General features: G+C 43.1%; 18 protein-coding genes. 5 read left to right on the forward strand and 13 right to left on the reverse strand.

The window, feature by feature from the left end:
- Positions 1 to 7 precede the first annotated feature (7 nt).
- The 9 genes from lpxK to FTV18_RS09160 form a co-directional block, all read right to left on the reverse strand.
- A complete protein-coding gene (lpxK, locus tag FTV18_RS09120) occupies positions 8 to 1,012 on the reverse strand; it encodes a tetraacyldisaccharide 4'-kinase (protein WP_125279030.1) in 1,005 nt (334 codons plus the stop codon).
- A 3-nt stretch (positions 1,013 to 1,015) separates the two neighbouring features.
- A complete protein-coding gene (msbA, locus tag FTV18_RS09125; protein WP_180017616.1) occupies positions 1,016 to 2,743 on the reverse strand; it encodes a lipid A export permease/ATP-binding protein MsbA in 1,728 nt (575 codons plus the stop codon).
- The gene (locus FTV18_RS09130; RefSeq protein WP_159124000.1) at positions 2,743 to 3,165 is read right to left on the reverse strand and encodes a biopolymer transporter ExbD; all 423 of its coding nucleotides are present in this window, start codon (positions 3,163 to 3,165) and stop codon (positions 2,743 to 2,745) included. The genes msbA and FTV18_RS09130 overlap by 1 nt, the downstream gene beginning before the upstream one ends.
- 10 nt (positions 3,166 to 3,175) lie before the next feature.
- Complete coding sequence (locus FTV18_RS09135; protein WP_180017618.1) at positions 3,176 to 3,817, reverse strand: MotA/TolQ/ExbB proton channel family protein; 642 nt, start codon at positions 3,815 to 3,817, stop codon at positions 3,176 to 3,178.
- Positions 3,818 to 3,854: 37 nt separating this feature from the next.
- Entirely contained in the window at positions 3,855 to 4,742 is an 888-nt protein-coding gene (locus FTV18_RS09140) for a ParB/RepB/Spo0J family partition protein (RefSeq protein WP_004784018.1), read from the reverse strand.
- Positions 4,739 to 5,521, reverse strand: a complete 783-nt coding sequence (locus tag FTV18_RS09145; protein WP_004784019.1) for a ParA family protein — start codon at positions 5,519 to 5,521, stop codon at positions 4,739 to 4,741. Before FTV18_RS09145 ends, FTV18_RS09140 begins: the two co-directional genes overlap by 4 nt.
- A gap of 24 nt (positions 5,522 to 5,545) precedes the next feature.
- Positions 5,546 to 6,178, reverse strand: coding sequence for a 16S rRNA (guanine(527)-N(7))-methyltransferase RsmG (gene rsmG, locus FTV18_RS09150; RefSeq protein ID WP_166139427.1), 633 nt, complete (start codon positions 6,176 to 6,178; stop codon positions 5,546 to 5,548).
- A gap of 85 nt (positions 6,179 to 6,263) precedes the next feature.
- Positions 6,264 to 6,953: an N-acetylmuramate alpha-1-phosphate uridylyltransferase MurU gene (murU, locus tag FTV18_RS09155; protein ID WP_180002194.1), complete on the reverse strand. Its 690-nt coding sequence runs from the start codon at positions 6,951 to 6,953 to the stop codon at positions 6,264 to 6,266.
- A complete protein-coding gene (locus FTV18_RS09160) occupies positions 6,954 to 7,967 on the reverse strand; it encodes an aminoglycoside phosphotransferase family protein (protein ID WP_159124004.1) in 1,014 nt (337 codons plus the stop codon).
- Between the two features lie 121 nt (positions 7,968 to 8,088).
- On the opposite strand from FTV18_RS09160, the gene lptC reads away from it, so the two are divergent.
- Together lptC and FTV18_RS09170 are read left to right on the forward strand one after the other, a co-directional pair.
- Entirely contained in the window at positions 8,089 to 10,560 is a 2,472-nt protein-coding gene (lptC, locus tag FTV18_RS09165) for an LPS export ABC transporter periplasmic protein LptC (RefSeq protein WP_180017619.1), read from the forward strand.
- Positions 10,560 to 11,867 (forward strand): peptidylprolyl isomerase, encoded by a 1,308-nt coding sequence (locus FTV18_RS09170; protein ID WP_180017621.1) that lies wholly within the window; start codon positions 10,560 to 10,562, stop codon positions 11,865 to 11,867. The genes lptC and FTV18_RS09170 overlap by 1 nt, the downstream gene beginning before the upstream one ends.
- A 101-nt stretch (positions 11,868 to 11,968) precedes the next feature.
- Here FTV18_RS09170 and hfq read toward each other — a convergent pair whose 3' ends face one another.
- From hfq to tsaE, 4 genes are all read right to left on the reverse strand, one after another.
- On the reverse strand, positions 11,969 to 12,487 hold the full coding sequence (hfq, locus tag FTV18_RS09175) for an RNA chaperone Hfq (protein WP_180017623.1): 519 nt from the start codon (positions 12,485 to 12,487) through the stop codon (positions 11,969 to 11,971).
- Between the two features lie 91 nt (positions 12,488 to 12,578).
- Entirely contained in the window at positions 12,579 to 13,523 is a 945-nt protein-coding gene (gene miaA, locus FTV18_RS09180; protein ID WP_180017625.1) for a tRNA (adenosine(37)-N6)-dimethylallyltransferase MiaA, read from the reverse strand.
- A gap of 6 nt (positions 13,524 to 13,529) precedes the next feature.
- A complete protein-coding gene (gene mutL, locus FTV18_RS09185) occupies positions 13,530 to 15,500 on the reverse strand; it encodes a DNA mismatch repair endonuclease MutL (protein ID WP_180017627.1) in 1,971 nt (656 codons plus the stop codon).
- Positions 15,493 to 15,969 carry a tRNA (adenosine(37)-N6)-threonylcarbamoyltransferase complex ATPase subunit type 1 TsaE gene (gene tsaE, locus FTV18_RS09190; RefSeq protein ID WP_034590094.1) on the reverse strand — a complete coding sequence of 159 codons (477 nt, stop codon included), beginning with the start codon at positions 15,967 to 15,969 and terminating at the stop codon, positions 15,493 to 15,495. The genes mutL and tsaE overlap by 8 nt, the downstream gene beginning before the upstream one ends.
- 129 nt (positions 15,970 to 16,098) lie before the next feature.
- On the opposite strand from tsaE, the gene FTV18_RS09195 reads away from it, so the two are divergent.
- From FTV18_RS09195 to FTV18_RS09205, 3 genes are all read left to right on the forward strand, one after another.
- Positions 16,099 to 17,007 carry a pseudouridine synthase gene (locus FTV18_RS09195; protein WP_180017644.1) on the forward strand — a complete coding sequence of 303 codons (909 nt, stop codon included), beginning with the start codon at positions 16,099 to 16,101 and terminating at the stop codon, positions 17,005 to 17,007.
- 113 nt (positions 17,008 to 17,120) lie between these two features.
- Positions 17,121 to 17,468, forward strand: a complete 348-nt coding sequence (locus FTV18_RS09200; protein WP_159124009.1) for a type II toxin-antitoxin system RelB/DinJ family antitoxin — start codon at positions 17,121 to 17,123, stop codon at positions 17,466 to 17,468.
- Between the two features lie 99 nt (positions 17,469 to 17,567).
- On the forward strand, positions 17,568 to 18,011 hold the full coding sequence (locus FTV18_RS09205) for a GNAT family N-acetyltransferase (RefSeq protein WP_004784033.1): 444 nt from the start codon (positions 17,568 to 17,570) through the stop codon (positions 18,009 to 18,011).
- Position 18,012 lies beyond the last annotated feature (1 nt).

Below are 18,012 nucleotides of genomic sequence, written 5' to 3' on the forward strand. Positions count from 1 at the left end.
ATAAACCTTAGGAAATAGAAATACCCTGTTGCTCTAATTGCTGCTGCAATATTGTATAACAGGCAGGTGACAAGACTGCATCGACCGGCACCACCCAGATATCCCGCTGATAATCTGGATACTGTTTGAGTAATGCCATAATTTTAACTGCATCTTTTTCAGTAGTAATGATCGGACTATTGTCATCGAATTGCAGATCTTCAATTTCATAATCATGATGATCTGGAAATTCATGACACTGAAATTGCTGCAGCCCCAGATGTTCTAGTGTTTGATAAAAACGCTGTGGAAAACCGATGCCGACTACTGCATAGAAAGCCGCAGTTGGATCAAAGCTTTTGATAACATCCTGATTTAATAAATACGGCTGAGAGGCTGCAAGATGCATATGCAAAGGCGAAACTGGATTTGCTGCATGTTCAATCACGGTACCTTTTTCCAACCGGGTAACGGGTTCACGCAGATAACCTTCTGGTAAAAGTTTCTGGTTGCCCAAGCCTCGGTTATTATCCAGCACAATCCATTCAATCTGACGATTTAAAGCCCAGTGCTGCAAACCGTCATCACAAATAATTAAATCCAGTGCATGCTTTTCTAGCAGAAGCTCAATGCTCTTTTGACGATTTGGCCCTACAGCCATCGGCACACCAGTCGCTTGGACAATTAAGGCTGGTTCATCACCTACCACTTCAGGCAAGGTATTTAAATCTACATAAGCAGGAAAAGGACCTTTACCACCATAACCTCGACTGATTACACCAATCCGTAGGCCTTTTTCAGTGAGGTAATCCACCAGATGAATCAGTAAAGGTGTTTTACCACTCCCACCTACGGTAATATTTCCAATCACCATTACTGGAATAGGTGCGGTATAGCTTTTTTTAATCCCTTTACGGTAAAGCCAGTGGTTACTGACAAAACCCAAGCGGTAAAGCCAGGACAAAGGACGCAGCACAACCAGCCACTTTGCCTGTGTATTCCAAGCATCCTGAATGATCTGTGCCAAAGCCATGACTTAATGTTCCTCGAAATTACGTTGGTGCAGCTGATAATAAGCACCTTGACGTGCAATCAGCTCAGCATGATTACCCTGCTCTATAATACGACCTTGATCCATCACTACAATGCGGTCGGCATTTTCAATTGTTGATAGACGGTGGGCAATCACAATCGTAGTCCGATCTCGCATCGCCTGATCAAAGGCACGCTGAATAAAGTATTCAGATTCATTATCCAGCGCACTGGTCGCTTCATCCAGAATCAGAATCGGTGCATTTTTCAGAATAGCACGGGCGATCGCAATACGCTGACGCTGACCACCTGACAGATTCAGACCTTGAGCACCTAGTGGCGTATCATAACCTTGTGGCAAGGCCATAATGAAATCATGTGCATAGGCAGCTTTTGCCGCTGCAATGATTTCTTCATCACTCGCATTTTCTAGCTGGCCATAAGCAATATTTTCACGAACAGTACGGTTAAACAGCACTACCTGCTGGTTTACCATCGCGATCTGGGTACGTAAAGCAGTCAACTCATAATCAGTAATCGGTTTTTGATCCAGTAAAATTTGCCCGGATGAAGTTTCCTGATAACGTACCAACAGATTCACCAGCGAGGTTTTACCTGCTCCTGAACGCCCAACCAATGCTACAGTCTCGCCCGCTTTCACTTCTAGGTTAAAGTCATGAATCGCATGGTGACCATCGCCATAAACCAGATTGACATCTTTAAATTGAATGTTGCCTTTTAAGGCATCATTGAGTTTCCCGGTATTATGCTCTTCAGGCATATCTAGCAATTCAAACACAGAATGTGCGGCCGCCATACCACGCTGAATTTTTTCATTCACATCAGTTAATGTCTTGATTGGTCGCGCCAACATGCCAGCAGCTGTAATATAAGCAACAAATTCACCCGCAGTCGTATCTCCCAGAATTTGTGGGCGCAACGCAATATACATCACGATACTGAGTGAAACTGACATGATTAACTGTACTACTGGACTGTTCAGCTGCTGTACTGCCACCATTTTCAAGCCACGGCGTAGATTTTCCAAAGAATTCTGTTTAAAGCGTTCCTGCTCATAAATCTGACCACCAAAACCTTTGACAATCAGATTGGCATTTACCGTTTCCTGAACCACATGGTTCACATCACCCATAGTGTCCTGAACCTGTTGTGATAGCTTGCGCATCCGTTTTGAAGCTTTACTGATCACAAAACCAATCACGGGTCCAAAGATCAGAATACACATGGTTAAACGCCAGTTGGTATATAAAAGATATCCCAATAAGGCAATTGTGATCAGACCTTGCTGAATGATCGTTCTAAGTGCTTCAGTTGAGGCTGCGGTGAGCTGCTCAACGTTATACATAATTTTGGCCGTAATATGACCGCTGGTATTGTCCAGAAAATATTGCGCAGGCAAACGCAATATTTTGGCAAAGACTTCCTGACGAATATTAAATACCAGATTACGGGAGATGACCGCCGTATAATACCCACCGAGGAATAGGCCTAAGCCCCGGAAGAACATCAGTACTACCACTAAGAATGGGAAAAGTAAGGTGAAACCCTGGTCTCTGTTTTGTATCGCCTCAATGATATATTCCAGTAATTTGGCTACAGAAACTTCTGTCGCCGCATTAATAGAAAAACCAAGCAGGACAATTAAGGCTGTGCCCCAAAATGGTTTTAAATAGCTTAAAAGGCGAAGATAGACCTTAAAATCGTGCTTCACTAATAACCTCGAGTTGGTACTTTCGTACTGATGTTGACATTAACAAAGCCAAGTTGCCCTGCAACGTCCATGACACGAATAACATCCTGATGTGTCGCTTTTGCATCAGCGGCAATGACAAACATTAAATCACGACGTTCATTCGAAATCTGTTTAATTGCCGTATTTAAATCTGCTGCATCTTTACTGGCAATAGACTGACCATTCACGGCATAGTGGCCATTGGAATCCACAATCACTTCAATTTTCTGGTCAAAATTCTTGGGCGGTACACCTTGCGCATCTGGAAGCGTCAGGTTCATCCGGCTCATCTGGTTAAACGTGGTTGAAAGCAGCAGAAAGACCAAAATAAATAGCAGGCAATCAATCATGGGCGTCAGATTGATATGTACATCTTCCACCTGGTTACGTTTAAATTTCATGCCCCTGCTCCTAACTTGCTTTCTTGATGCGTTCTTCTACATCATCTGAAGCATTTAAATAGAACAGGTTGGCATGAAATAACGTTGCTTGCTGTTCAAGTTCCGCCACATATTCCTGAACCAGACGCTGGAAATAACGATGTGCAAATAAAGCAGGAATAGCAATCAGCATACCCGCTGCTGTCGTGATCAGTGCTTTGGAAATACCGGGCATCATTAAAACCGGGTCACTATTAGTACCGACATCAATCATTAAGAATGATTCGATAATCCCAATGACTGTACCCAGCAAACCGAGTAAAGGCGCTACTGCACTCAAAGTACCCAGAAAATTAATATTCTTTTCCAGATAGCCAATTTCCTGTGAAGCTACCACTTCCATCTGGGCACGAGCATATTGCTCAGACTGGTGACGCGCTTCAAAACCAGCTGTAAATACACGACCCAAAGTACTGTTTTTCAAAGCTGAACTTTGTTGCAGCTTTTGCATGGCTTGGTCTGCATTTTGTGCAGGACCTATCAGAAGTGAGTTGGGCAGTACCAGACTCTTTTTTAAACGAATGAAGCGCTCGACCGAGATCGCCAGCATAAATATCGAACACAATACTAGCGGCAGCATCAACCAGCCGCCTGCTTTAACCAATTCCCACATCTGATTTATTCCCCAATAAAAACAAATTTTAAATTAATTATTCATCGCCCAGGATTGAAAGAATCCCGTCCAGCTCTTCTAAAGAATGATAGCTAATGACCAGCTTGCCTTTCCCTTGCTTGTTATAGTCAATTTTAACATCCGCACTAAAGCGCTCAGACAGACGCTGAGTCAACTGCTGAATGTCTGGCGCAATCGCTGCTTTTGGTTTTTCTGTTTTCGGTGCATTGTAGTCGCGTACCAACTGTTCGGTTTGGCGTACTGACAGACTCTTTTCAATGACCATCTCAGCAACTTTAAGCTGATCTTTAGCCTTCAAAGTCAGGATGGCACGTGCATGTCCCATATCCAGCAAGCCTTGCTGCATAAAGTCTTTTACTTCTTCAGCCAGAGTTAGCAGACGCAGTAGATTACTTACTGTAGTACGTGCCTTACCGACGGTATCGGCAATTTCCTGATGGCTTAAACCAAACTCGTCATGGAAACGCTGCAAAGCCATCGCCTGATCAATCGGGTTCAGGTCCTGACGCTGAATGTTTTCGATTAAAGCTAATGCAATTGCGACCTGATCATTCAGCTCACGCACAATCGCAGGAACTTCAGTCAGACCTGCTAACTGTGCCGCACGCCAACGACGCTCACCCGCAATAATCTCGTATGGATAGCGTTCATCATCGACCGGACGGATCACGATTGGCTGCATGATGCCATGCTTCTCAATCGATGCGGCCAGTTCCTGCAGATCCTGCTCATTGATATAGCGACGTGGCTGATATTCACCACGTTTCAGCAGATTGACATCAATCTGTTTCAACTGACCATGATCAAGACCTTGTGCTTCGAGTTGTAATTTTTCTTTTTGAATTGATCCCAGCAAGGCATCTAAACCACGACCTTTGGCGAGTCCACGTTTCTTGACGGTCATGCTTTACTTCCTTTTTTCACTTTGCTTTTCTTTAATACTTCAGCTGCCAGATTTAAGTAAGCAACTGCACCCTTTGAACTTTTTTCAAAATAAATAACCGGTAGACCATGTGCCGGCGCTTCAGCTAGACGGATATTACGTGGAATCACGGTTTCATAAAGTTTTTTACCAAAATATTGCTCTAACTCTTCTGAAACATCACGGGTCAAGGCATTTCGAGCATCATACATGGTACGCAATACACCCACGATCTGCAGATCTGGATTAAGTGCTTGCTGAATGCGGTCAATGGTTTGTGTCAGATCAGCCAGGCCTTCGAGAGCATAATATTCGCATTGCATCGGAATAATCACGCCATCCACTGCTGCCAGTGCATTCACGGTAATCAAGCTTAAGCTTGGTGCACAATCAACAATGATATAGTCGAATGAGGATTCAATTTCCTGCAAAGCTTCACGCAAAATAAATTCACGGCCTTTTTGCTCAGCAATCGCCAGCTCCACACCAGCCAGGTCACGGTTTGCCCCTAAAACCTTGTATCCAACTTCAGCCTTGGTGATCGCAGTTTCAATCGGCACTTCACCCAGCAATACATCAGTCACTGAATACAGCAGGTCATTTTTCTGAATCCCCGACCCCATGGTCGCGTTACCTTGAGAATCCATATCCACAAGCAAAACGCGTTTTTTTAGCACAGCGAGAGATGCCGCCAAATTTACTGCGGTTGTGGTTTTACCGACACCACCTTTCTGGTTGGCAATCGCAATAATTTGTGCCATGTTGACCCCGATCCTTCAAAAATTTTAAATACGTTTTAATAGAAGTAAATGACGTTGTTCGTCCAAGCGCGGAACCTTCAGTTCAATAATCTGACAGCTAAATTCATCTTTTAATGCTGCCACTTCCTCTTCAGGAATCAAACCTTTCATGGAAGCAATAATACTCTGCTCATGCATATACGGTTTAGACGCATTCACAAAATCTGTCAATGAAGCAAATGCACGACTGGTAATCACATCAAACTGACCCAGCTCATTGATACTGTCTTCATTTTCCACACGGGTTTGTACTGCAATGACATTTTTTAATTTTAGGTCTGCAATAAACTGCTTGAGGAAACGAATTTTTTTACCATTTGAATCCAGTAGTACGCAATCACGCTCAGGCTGACATAAAGCAATGATCATGCCCGGCATACCACCACCAGTCCCAATGTCGAGCAAACGACCTGCAGGCAAATCCTTTAGAATGCTTAGACTGTCAAGCAGATGCTTAACCAGCATTTCCTTAGGATCACGGATTGCAGTCAAATTGTATGCTTTATTCCACAGTACCAAAGCATCCTGGTACTTGAGTAATAAATTTAAAGCTTCATCCGACAGCTCTAAACCTAAAGCCTGGCTACCCTGCTTTAGTTCTTGAAAAAACGTGTGCATAAACAATCAACGCTCGAAAAAGTTAAGTGGAAGTATACCGTTTTCTCTATATTGGCACAGTAGGGAGTGCTTAGTGAATATTCACTTAAGCAGACTTCCCTTCTCGGATCATTAAATCCAGCGCATTCAAACGCTCAGGCGTTCCCACATCCACCCAAATACCTGTCAATTTAGAAGCAGCAATCTTGTCTTCCAGCATTGCTACTTTTAATAGTGGTGCTAAAGGACGTTTTCCAGCTTCTAAGTCTGCAAACATTTTCGGGTGAATTACTGAAACACCGCTAAAAGTCAGGTTTTCACCCGCCACCTGCTGATCAAAGGTATAAGCCTTGCCATCTGCAAGCGTGAAATCACCGTTTGGATGCTGTTCCGGGTTTTGTACCAATACCAGATGTGCCAGATTTTCACCCAGCTCAACATTCAATAAAGGTGCAAAGTCCATAGTCGTCCAGACATCGCCATTGACCAGAATGAAAGGCTCATCACCAAGCAGTGGTAAAGCATTAATAATGCCACCGGCTGTTTCCAGACCTTCACCTTCATGTGACCATAAAATCTTGACACCAAACTGTGAACCATCACCCAACGCCTGAGCCAGTTTTTCACCTAACCAAGCCGTATTAATGACAACTTCATTCACGCCCATCGCAGCCAGTTTTTCAATATGCCAGACAATTAGCGGCTTACCACCCACTTCTAGTAAAGGTTTTGGGGTATGCAAAGTTAAAGGACGCATGCGGTTGCCCAAGCCAGCCGCGAGAATCATCGCTTTCATTTAGGCCGCTACCTCGTATGAACCATATTTTGCTTCAAAAGCTGGCATCACTTTTTCATGAATGAACTGCATAAATGGCTGTAATTCAGGATAGTCTTTGGTTTCTTCCAGCAGATACCACATCACACGTGGCAGGTCTTTGAGATAACCTGATTTACCATCTCGCTCAAACAAGCGGACAAAAATACCTAAAATCTTGATATGGCGCTGAATGGCCATCATATCCGCATCTTTTTTGAACTGTTCGAAATCACGGTCCTGTTTTGCCGCTGCTGGTAACAGGTCATAGAACACTTTAAACCAGCGATACACCCGATCTGCATTCCACTGCACATAGGCATCACGGGTAATCGAAATCAGGTCATAGGTATCAGCACCGATTACTGCATCCTGAAAATCAATCACACCCAGTTCGGTTTCATTTTCGATTTTCATCAGGTTACGGCTATGGAAATCACGATGCACAATGACTTGTGGTTGTGCCAAAGCAGCATTCGCCAGTATCGCAAATGTGCGCTTGATCAGAGCGGACTCTGATTCTGTTGGCTGAATTTTTAGAGCAGGCAGCATCCAGTCAGTCAGCAGCTCCATTTCAGAAATAAGCTTCTCATAAGAATAAGCAGGAAACTGACCTTCTCCAGGAATGGACTGCAGCTGAATCAGCTGTTTAAAACTTTGCTCATAATAGGCATCAACTGTCTGATCATTTAGCAGATTTGATAACAGCACATCACCAAAATCTTCGAGCAGCAAAAAGCCATTTTCCAGGTCTTTGGCCACGATGTGTGGAACACGTACGCCATGGGCATCAAAAAATTCATCAATCGTCACAAAAGGCACACAATCTTCTTTTTCTGGTGGTGCATCCATGAGCATAAATGTTTTATTATTCAGTTTGATTCGTGCATAACGACGAAAACTTGCATCGCCTGCTAAAAAATGTGTTTCAAATTGATCTGAACCGAGTACAGAAGCAATCCAAGATTGTATCAATTGTTCGCGTTGAGTATTCATTTGCAATAAATTCTAGTACAGGCTGAGTTTTTAAAGTGCTAAGTGTAGCTACTTATCAACTTTTTCTCTATGATGCGACAATAATTAATTGCGATAAAAGCATGATTGGTTAATGAGACAAATGAAGCATCACTTTAAAATAAACCCTCTAGCGACTGCGATCTTAACCCTTTTATGTAGTAGCTCGGTCTCAAGCTATGCTGCATCAAATGACTCATCCAATGTAAATGCGGAACAACTCAAACAGCGCATTAATGAGACCTATCCCGGTGAAGCATTCTTCTCACAATATTATGTGGATAAATCTTCACCAGAAGCACAGCAGCGTCAAGGTAAATATCTCAGTTCAGCCTATTGTGAAGGTGCTTGGGTCACTCCTATTGCACCTGATGCACCGACGATTGACCCTGAACAGGCAACTTCAACCATTACTGCAGACTATGGCCATTATAATCCGGCCGGTGATTCCTACTTAGAAGGCAATGTGGTCATTGATCAGGAAGGTCGCCAGATTCGTGCGGAACGCGTGACGATTGATCAGACTCAAACTTATGCTAAGGCAGAAGGTCAAGTCCAATTGGCTCAAGGTGGCTTGATTTCGCAAAGCGATGATATCAATTACAACCTGAAAACCCAGCAAGGTGACTTAAACAACAGTTTCTTCATTGCCGAAGAACAGCATGCGCATGGTCGTGCTGAAAAGATTGCCAAAACCTCTGACGATACGCTTGAACTGGAAAATGCCACCTATTCCACCTGTCCACCTGAACAGAAACCGACCTGGAAAATTCAGGCAGATCAAATCAAGCTGAATCAGGAAACCGGTCGCGGTGAAACCCGTAATACCAAGCTCTATGTGAAAGATGTTCCGGTACTCGCTGTTCCTTATTTTAACTTCCCAATCGATGATCGCCGTACCACTGGGATTCTGACGCCAACTTTCGGATTTACCAATGATGGCGGCCTGGAATTAGGTGTGCCGGTTTATCTCAATTTGGCACCACAATATGATGCGACCATTACGCCACGTTATATTAGTGACCGTGGTGCGATGCTGGATGGCGAGTTTCGTTATCTAACAGAAAACTATGGTGAAGGCCGGATTTGGGGTGGCTACCTGCCATCTGATGAAAGTTATAGCAATAAAGACCGTAAAGACCTGCACTTCCTGCATAACTGGCAAATCAACGATCAGTTCTTAACAAATTTTGAATATAATTACGCATCAGACAAGGACTTTTTTGCCGATCTGGATAATAACCCAGATTCAAAAACAGACCTGAACTTGCGCCGTGCTTGGGAAGTTAATTATAAAAATGGTATCCCCGGCTTAAAAGCTCAATTTAAAGTTGAAGATTTCCAGACGCTTGATCCTGCCGTTCTGGATGAAGACCGCCCTTATGCGCGTTTGCCGCAGCTTTTGGTGAATTATAAGACCGGTAACCCACTGGGTTTACAATACGAATTTAATAACGATACAGCTTATTTCCAGAAAGACATCAGAAATATCGAAAATATTGATACCGGTGATGAAGCCATCTATCAACCAAGTGGTACACGCATCTATAATGATTTCTCGGTACGCTATAATCACTTTACCCCTTGGTCATTCTTCATTCCTCAGGCAACATTACGCAATATCAATACTTTCTATGATCAAGATACTATTGATCGTATTAATAATAATCAAACCAGCTCATCAAGTGAAAATCATTCTATCGTAGTGCCACAATTTACGCTGGACACCGGTTTAATTTTTGAAAAAGATGGTCGCTATTTACAGACCTTGACGCCTCGCCTGTTTTACGCTTATTCACCGTATGAAAATCAGCGCAATCAGCCAAACTTTGACTCTGTCGTAGCCTCAATTAATTATGACCAATTATTTAGTGCACGCCGCTTCTATGGTAATGACCGCTTAGAAGACAATAACTTCGCTTCTTTAGGTCTTAGTTACAGTTTATTTAATGAAGAAGGTTTAGAGCGATTACGCGCCAGTGTGGGACAAAGTTTCTTCTTTGAAGATCGCCGTGTCACATTAGATCGTGAAGCAGATAAATTTGACCGTGAAAGCCATACTGGTCCAGTTATTCAGCTTAGAAGTCAGTTAAACAAAAACGTGCATGTCAACCTAAATTCTAGCTGGATGTCGAATGGCTCCAATGCCCAGCGTGATGTACAGGTTTATTATACGGGCGATCAGGGCAATCTATATAACGTAGGCTATTTCTATCGTAAAGATATTCCAAACCGCCAGGAAAGTTATGATCAGGTGGTTGGTTCATTTATCCAGCCAATTGCCAATAACTGGCGTCTGGTCGGCCATGCGCAATTTGACCTGGATAATAGTGTCGCACGTGAATATTTACTTGGCGTAAACTATGAGTCATGCTGTTGGGGAGTATCTGTCTATGGCCGCTCATACTACAATGACCTAGACGATATCAATGACCCAGATGTGAAAGCGAAACGTGCAGTAATGGCTGAAGTAACACTTAAAGGTCTTGGCGGGTTGAGCAACAAGCTAACCTCATTACTAGAAAATCGTATTCTAGGTTTTAACAATATCAATCAAACTTGGACAGAACGTTAATGAAGACAAAACAGTTAAAACAAATTTTTAAAGCGACCGCACTTGCGCTATGTCTTTCTTCAGCGATGACGACTTTTGCTGTTGCCCAACCTAAAGATGAAGTTGTAGCTGTTGTCGACAATAGCGCTATTCTGCGTAGTGATCTGGCACAAAGCGTTGCTGAAATTTCTCACCAGTTACAAAAGCAAAACAAGCCTGTTCCACCGCAACCTTATCTTGAACAACAAGCACTTGAACAGCTAATTGTACGTCAGGCTCAACTGGAACAGGTCAAACGCTACAATATCCGTCCAGATGAAAAATCTTTAAATGAAGCAGTGCTTAAAGTAGCACGTGAGTCAGGCTCTCCTAGCTTGGAAGCTTTCCAGCAAAAACTAGATGCTATCGCGCCGAATACGTATGCCTCTTTACGTAACCGTATTGCTGAAGATCTGGCACTTAGCCGTTTACGCCAGCAAGCAGTAAATTCACGTATCCAGATCAGTGATCAGGATGTGAAAAACTTCCTGAATACACCGCAAGGTCAAGCTCTGTTAGGCAGCCAGGTACATGTTCTGCATTTACGTATAACCGGAGAAAATGCTCAACAGATTGCTTCGCAAGTAAGAAATGATTTAAGCAGCAGCAATGATATTCAGGCGATCAGCAAAAAATATTCAACTGGCGATATTAAAGTAGATGCGTCTGATATGGGCGTGCGAAATTTATCAGAAATCCCAGGCGAACTCGCTGCACGTGTTTCTACTTTGCAAGCGGGTCAAACATCTGAACTGATTCCTGCGGCAGATGGCGTGCATGTCCTGAAACTTTTAGAGCGTAAAGGTGGTGAGCAGAAAGCATTGGTTCCTCAGTACCAGACCCGTCATATTCTGATTCAAACATCAGAAGTGGTTAGCCCAGAAAATGCTAAACAGATGATTGATAGCTTATATACGCGTCTTAAGCAAGGTGAAGATTTTGCAGTATTGGCGTCTACTTTCTCTAATGACACAGGTTCAGCGCGTGATGGCGGAAGTTTAGGCTGGGTCAGCCCAGGTGTCATGGTACCTGAATTTGAACAGCGTATGAAAAATACGCCAGTAGGTCAAATTAGTGAACCGTTCCAGTCACAATTTGGCTGGCATATCCTGCAAGTGACCGATACACGTCAACAGGATATGACTCAGGAATATCAGGAACGTATGGCACGCCAGATCCTGGGTGAACGCCAGTTTGATGCTGAGCTAGATAGCTGGTTACGTGAAACCCGTAGCAATGCCTATGTAGAAATCAAAGATCCTCAGCTAGATCCTAAACGCGCTCGTTAATTTAAGAAAAGAAAGCCAGCATAATGCTGGTTTTTTAATGGCTCCATTCTTTAAGCAATAAAAAAGCCTCTTATTAAGAGGCTTTTTTATTTCAGATCCGATTAACGATTGTTTTCGTCGTCAGAAGAATCTTCAAATTTTGAATCGTTATCAAAACCAGCGCCTTGACCACCGAAACCAGCGCCTTGACCACCAAAGCCAGCACCTTGACCACCGAAGCCACCTTGACCGCCGAAGCCTTGACCACCGAAGCCACCTTGACCGCCGAAGCCTTGACCACCGAAGCCAGCGCCTTGACCACCGAAGCCACCTTGACCACCGAAGCCACCAGCAGCGCCTTGACCACCGAAACCACCCGCGCCACCTTGACCACCGAAGCCCGCACCTTGTGAACCAGCAGGAGCACCAGCTGGACGAGGGTTACGTGCAGGTACTACTGTAGAAATCGCATGTTTGTAAACCATTTGGCTTACTGTATTTTTTAATAATACAACGTATTGGTCAAAAGACTCGATGTGACCTTGTAATTTGATACCGTTTACCAGGAAGATAGAAACTGGAATACGTTCCTTACGGAGAGAATTCAAGAATGGATCTTGTAAAGTTTGACCTTTAGACATGTTATAACTCCAAAAATTTAAAAATCAGCGCAAAAAACTATCTCTATTTTTCAATTAAAAATTATAAAAAAGATAGTACTCAAATTTTGCTTTATCCGTGACAGTTTCGCAAGTCTTCTTGGGCCTGCTCGAGCGTAAAATATGTTGTAAATTTATGCTTTTCTTGCAAAGATCTCAACCAGGTATATTGACGTTTGGCAAGTTGTCGTGTCGCAAATAAAGCCTTATCCTCCATTTCCCGTTGTTTTTCATGACTTAGGTCACCTTTTTTTAAGAATTCTATGGCTTGGCGGTAACCTACTGAACGCATTGAGGGTAAATTTTCGTCAAAATCGTATTTTCCCATTAATCCTTTAACTTCATTTAAAAATCCGTTTTTCCACATAATTTCAAGACGTTTTTCAATACGTTTGTGCAATTCTAACCGATCGGGCATTAAGGCATAATTATGGAAACTGTAACGATATGGTAAATTTTTTGGTTGTTCTGCTTGTAGTTTTGTAATCGGCTCACCTGTTAGCTTAAAAACCTCTAATGCACGGATAATTCTCTGTTTATCACTGACTTTAAATTTCTGGCCTGCTAAAGGATCTACCTGACATAATTCAGCATACACCGCTTCCCACCCTTCACGAGCGGCTTTCTCTTCAATCTGGGCACGCACCGCATAATCTGCACTTGGTAAATTATCAGACAAGCCTTCAAGTAAGGCCTTAAAATACAGCATGGTGCCACCCACCAAAATTGGTGTTTTACCACGCGCATGAATATCATCAATCAGACGGCAAGCATCTTCGACAAAGTTTGCTGCAGAATAGACTTCGAGCGGGCTAATAATATCAATCAGATGATGCGGATAGCGCCCTAATTCCTCTTTAGATGGCTTCGCTGTACCAATGTCCATTTCCCGATAAACTAGCGCAGAATCGACAGAAATCAGCTCAAAATGACCTTGCTCGTATAGTTCACATGCCAAAGCAGTTTTACCGCTTGCAGTTGGTCCCATTAAATTGATGACCGGCAGTTGATTGGACATGTAAGGCTACTCTCCTCGAGCGAAAAGTTTATCAAGTTGAGACAATGGAAATGCTCGCCAGGTTGGACGACCATGATTACATTGGCTCGCAAATTCAGTTTGTTCCATCTGACGCAGCAAAGCGTTCATTTCAGACAGGCTCAACATGCGATGCGCACGTACCGCACCATGACAGGCCATGCCCGCAAGAATCTGATCCCGTTTCTGCATTAACCCTTGCCCCTGATCATTCGGATCCAGATCATTCAGTAATTCAGGGATCAAGGCATCAAAATCAGCTTTATGCAAAATGGCCGGTACACCCCGTACAATGACCTGTTCATCACCATACTGGTCAATTTCCAGACCTAACCGAGCAAGTTGATCTTTAAGCTCGTCAACACGCATGGCTTGCATACGACTAATGCTCACCACTTTAGGAATCAGCAATTGCTGGGATATCCAGAATTCCGGTTTATCCCAAGCCATTTTCATCTGTTGCAGCAGAATACGCTCATGCGCCGCATGCATATCTACGATGATTAAGCCTTCGGTATTTTGCGCTAGTATATAAATACCATGCAGCTGGGCGATCGCAATCCCCAAAGGATGCTCATCCACTTTACTGTGTAAATGTGACTGCAATGCATCCGATGCTGAAGTATTGGTTTCCGGTTCAGTTTCTCTTAAAGGCGCGAGATAACTTTTCAAGGCATTATTCAGCTGCTGTGAACCCGAATATGACTTATTATAATCCTGCGCATAATGCACAGTTTGTGGACCTGATGACTCGAAATCCGTTAACACATCAGAAGCTTCTTCTTCATGCTGACGATACGGAGATGTGACTGGAATAACCGGTTGAGTGGCTACGGACTGATGCAGGCTAAACTGCTCTTGATAGCGCGGCTGAGGTGTTATCGCAACAGCTTCAGACTCAGTTTTCATCGCCTCAGCCAGATCAGCACTCGCAGTCTGAAATTGCGCCAGAGTTTCCTTGGCATAGTGACGTACAAATTCATGTACTTCACGCTGGTTCAGGAAACGAATTTCGTGTTTGGTCGGATGTACATTGACATCGATGCTTTCTGGATCGATTTCCAGAAATAGTAAATAAGCGGCATGCTGATGGCCATGCAGAATACCATCATAAGCCATACGCAAAGCGTGCGAAATGGTCTTGTCTTTAACGATCCGGCCATTCACATAGACATATTGCAGATCGGCTTGAGCCCGTGCATCCGAAGGATGTCCGAGCCAGCCTGATAAACGCATATTGATACTGTCTGCATCAATCCAGTAAGCATTTTCAGTAAACTGACGGCCAAGTAATTGTTGCACACGTTGAAAACGCAAAGCTCCACTATCTGCAACCGGCAAATTCAGCTTGATGGTTTGGTTATGTTCCAATACAAAGCGAATATCGAAATGCGTTAAAGCCATACGGCGAACAATTTCTTCGATATGTCCAAATTCAGTGCCGGGCTTTTTCAGGAATTTGCGCCGCGCCGGAACATTGAAGAATAAATCCTGCACCCGGATCTGGGTACCTTTGGAGGCTGCGACCGGTTGAATCTCCTGATGATCAAAAGCCGTGCCGTTCACTTCTACCTGATAGCCAATGCCATCTTCATTCTGGCTACTGGTTAAAGTCAGACGAGAGACTGCGGCAATCGAGGCCAGCGCTTCACCACGAAAGCCCAAACTGGTAATCGCATGCAGCTCTTCAGCTGTCTGAATCTTACTGGTCGCGTGACGCATCACGGCTAGTGGCAAATCCTCATAATGAATGCCTCGGCCATTATCAATGATTTCAATCAGCGTACTGCCGCCCTGTTCCACCCGGATGATCAGCTCGGTCGCACCTGCATCAATCGAGTTTTCCAGCAACTCCTTGACCACAGATGCAGGACGTTCAATCACCTCACCTGCGGCAATCTGGTTCGCCAGCGCAGGATCAAGTGCACGGATACGGCGTATGCTTAAATCATCAACCATTTGGGAATTCACGCTCCAAAGCTTGCTGTAATGCCAGATTAGAAGAAATCAGACTTGCAGTACGGGTCAGCTCATCTTCTGATTTTAAAATTTCAATAATTAAATCGGCTTGCGGGATTTCATCACCCCCCTTAGAAGGCCATTCAAATAGAAATAGCGCATTGGGAGTTTCTAAATAATCCCGGATTCCCATCAATTCAAGTTCATAAGGGTCATTGAGACGATATAAATCAAAATGAAAGATATCCTGACCATTCACCTGATACGGTTCCACCAGCGTATAAGTCGGACTTTTTACTGAGCCTTTATGACCGAGTTGTTGTAAGTAATAACGCGTCAGCGTGGTTTTCCCCGCACCCAAGTCACCAATCAGATATATAACGCCCGAAGAAAAATTATTTGCCAGAACTTTGGCCAGATTTTGGGTGTCATCTTCATGTTTTAAAGTGACATTAAATGAATAAGGCATATTACTCACGACATGATGAAAAAGAATAATTATGATAGCATCGCAACGCTTTAAAAGCCTATTCACCTCTGTGAGAAACTGTATTTTTTCACAGCATCCGTTCCAGACCAGAGATAGATCCACGTTGTGATGACTTCGACTGTTGAATTTAGCCCACCCATGCTGAATGGGGTTACGGCAAGTAAAGTATTCCTGCAAGCGACAGCTGATTCACCCAAGACAGTCTATTCCTATCTCTGTGCACAATTTCCACATATTGAGTCGAGCGAATGGCAATCCCGTTTCGATAATGGTCTGGTTTATGATGCTCAGGGTAATACCTTAAGCATCGAAAGTTCTTTTCAAGCGAATACTCATTGTTTTTACTATCGTTTTTTGGCACACGAAGTGCATGTTCCTTTTCAGCATCATATTCTGTTTGAGAATGAACATCTGCTGGTCGTAGATAAACCGCATTTTCTGACCATGAGTCCTACTGGACAATATGTACAGGAAACCTTGCTGGTACGCCTAAAACAGCAAACTGGAAATGAACATCTCACCCCGATTCATCGATTGGATCGTGAAACAGCAGGAGTGGTGCTGATTTCAAAATGTGTGCAATCACGTGGGGTTTATCAGCAGATGTTTGCGACTCGGCAGGTACAGAAAACCTATCATGCGATTGCGGCTTATCGTGATGATTTAAGTTTTCCGCTCATCACAAAGCTGAAAATGAAAAAAGGCCAGCCCTTTTATACCATGCAGGTGGTAGAAGGAGAGCCTAATAGCGAAACCGAAATTCAATTGCTGCAACATGATCAGCAATGGGGCAAATATGAGCTAAAACCGCATACAGGAAAGCAGCATCAGTTAAGGGTACATTTAAGTCATTTGGGGATTCCGATCCAGAATGATCCTTTTTATCCGCAGGTTTCCCATAAGGCGGATGATGATTTTTCTGCACCGTTACAGCTACTAGCCAAACACATTCAGTTTAGGGATCCCGTTACCCAAAAGCAGATGCAATTTAGCTCTAAACTTGAATTGACACTGTAAATCTCTTGTCATTACAGATTATTTTCTAAAAACGGCAACTTGAGGATTGAAATCCCGAAGTTATCGATTAGAATAAGGCGAAAAGTTAAGTAATTTAAAGCTTTGAAAATATTATGAGAAAAACTGAAGTTTATCAAATTCGCCTGGATTCCCAAGAAAAGAAACAGGCATTTGCAGTATTTAAACAATTGGGGATTACGCCGGCTCAGGCAGTTCGTCTTTTTTTTAAACAGGTGGTTCTGACCAAATCAATCCCCTTCTCGATTGAAAATCAGAATATCAACCTGGAACAGCTGATCAAGTTACGCAAGCAGAAACAGAATGAAATTAAGGCAGAACAAAGCTCAAGTCCAAGTGCTACAGCGATTCCAGCAGATCATCAGGAAATGAATCTGGATGATGATCATTTTGATTTATTTGAAGAACTGAATGCTATTTTAGGTGAAAGCGACAAAATTTAACATTGTTGCATTTACGAACAATTCTTAAGTTTCTCTCCTTTCAAACTTCGCTATGCTTGATGTTAATGATAAATAATAAAATTAACATGGAGTAAGCCGATGATCGTGCGACGTGCCCAGTCAGAAGATCTACCTAACCTGGCCGTTTTATTTGATGAGTACCGTCAATTTTATGGTACTTCTTCCAATCTGGATTTATCTTACGAATTTTTGAAACAGCGTTTTGAAGATGGTCAAACTGTCATTTTTATCAACACCAAGGATGATATTTTTACCGGATTTATTCTGCTGTATTTAAGATTTTCCTCAGTCGCATGTTCTACTTATTATGTGCTGGACGATGTCTATATTAGCCCGCCTTATCGCCGGCATGGTGCAGCCAAGCAACTGATTGATACTGCTATTTTATTTGCCCGACATGAAAATGCGCTTCGAATCAGCCTGGAAACGCAAAAAACCAATTATCAGTCACATAAACTTTATGAGTCACTTGGATTTATTCAGGACAATGAATTCGTGACATTCCATTGTTTCCTGAAATAAA

It is taken from the genome of Acinetobacter sp. YH12241 (assembly GCF_013417535.1).
In the GTDB taxonomy this organism is placed as follows: Bacteria; Pseudomonadota; Gammaproteobacteria; order Pseudomonadales; family Moraxellaceae; genus Acinetobacter.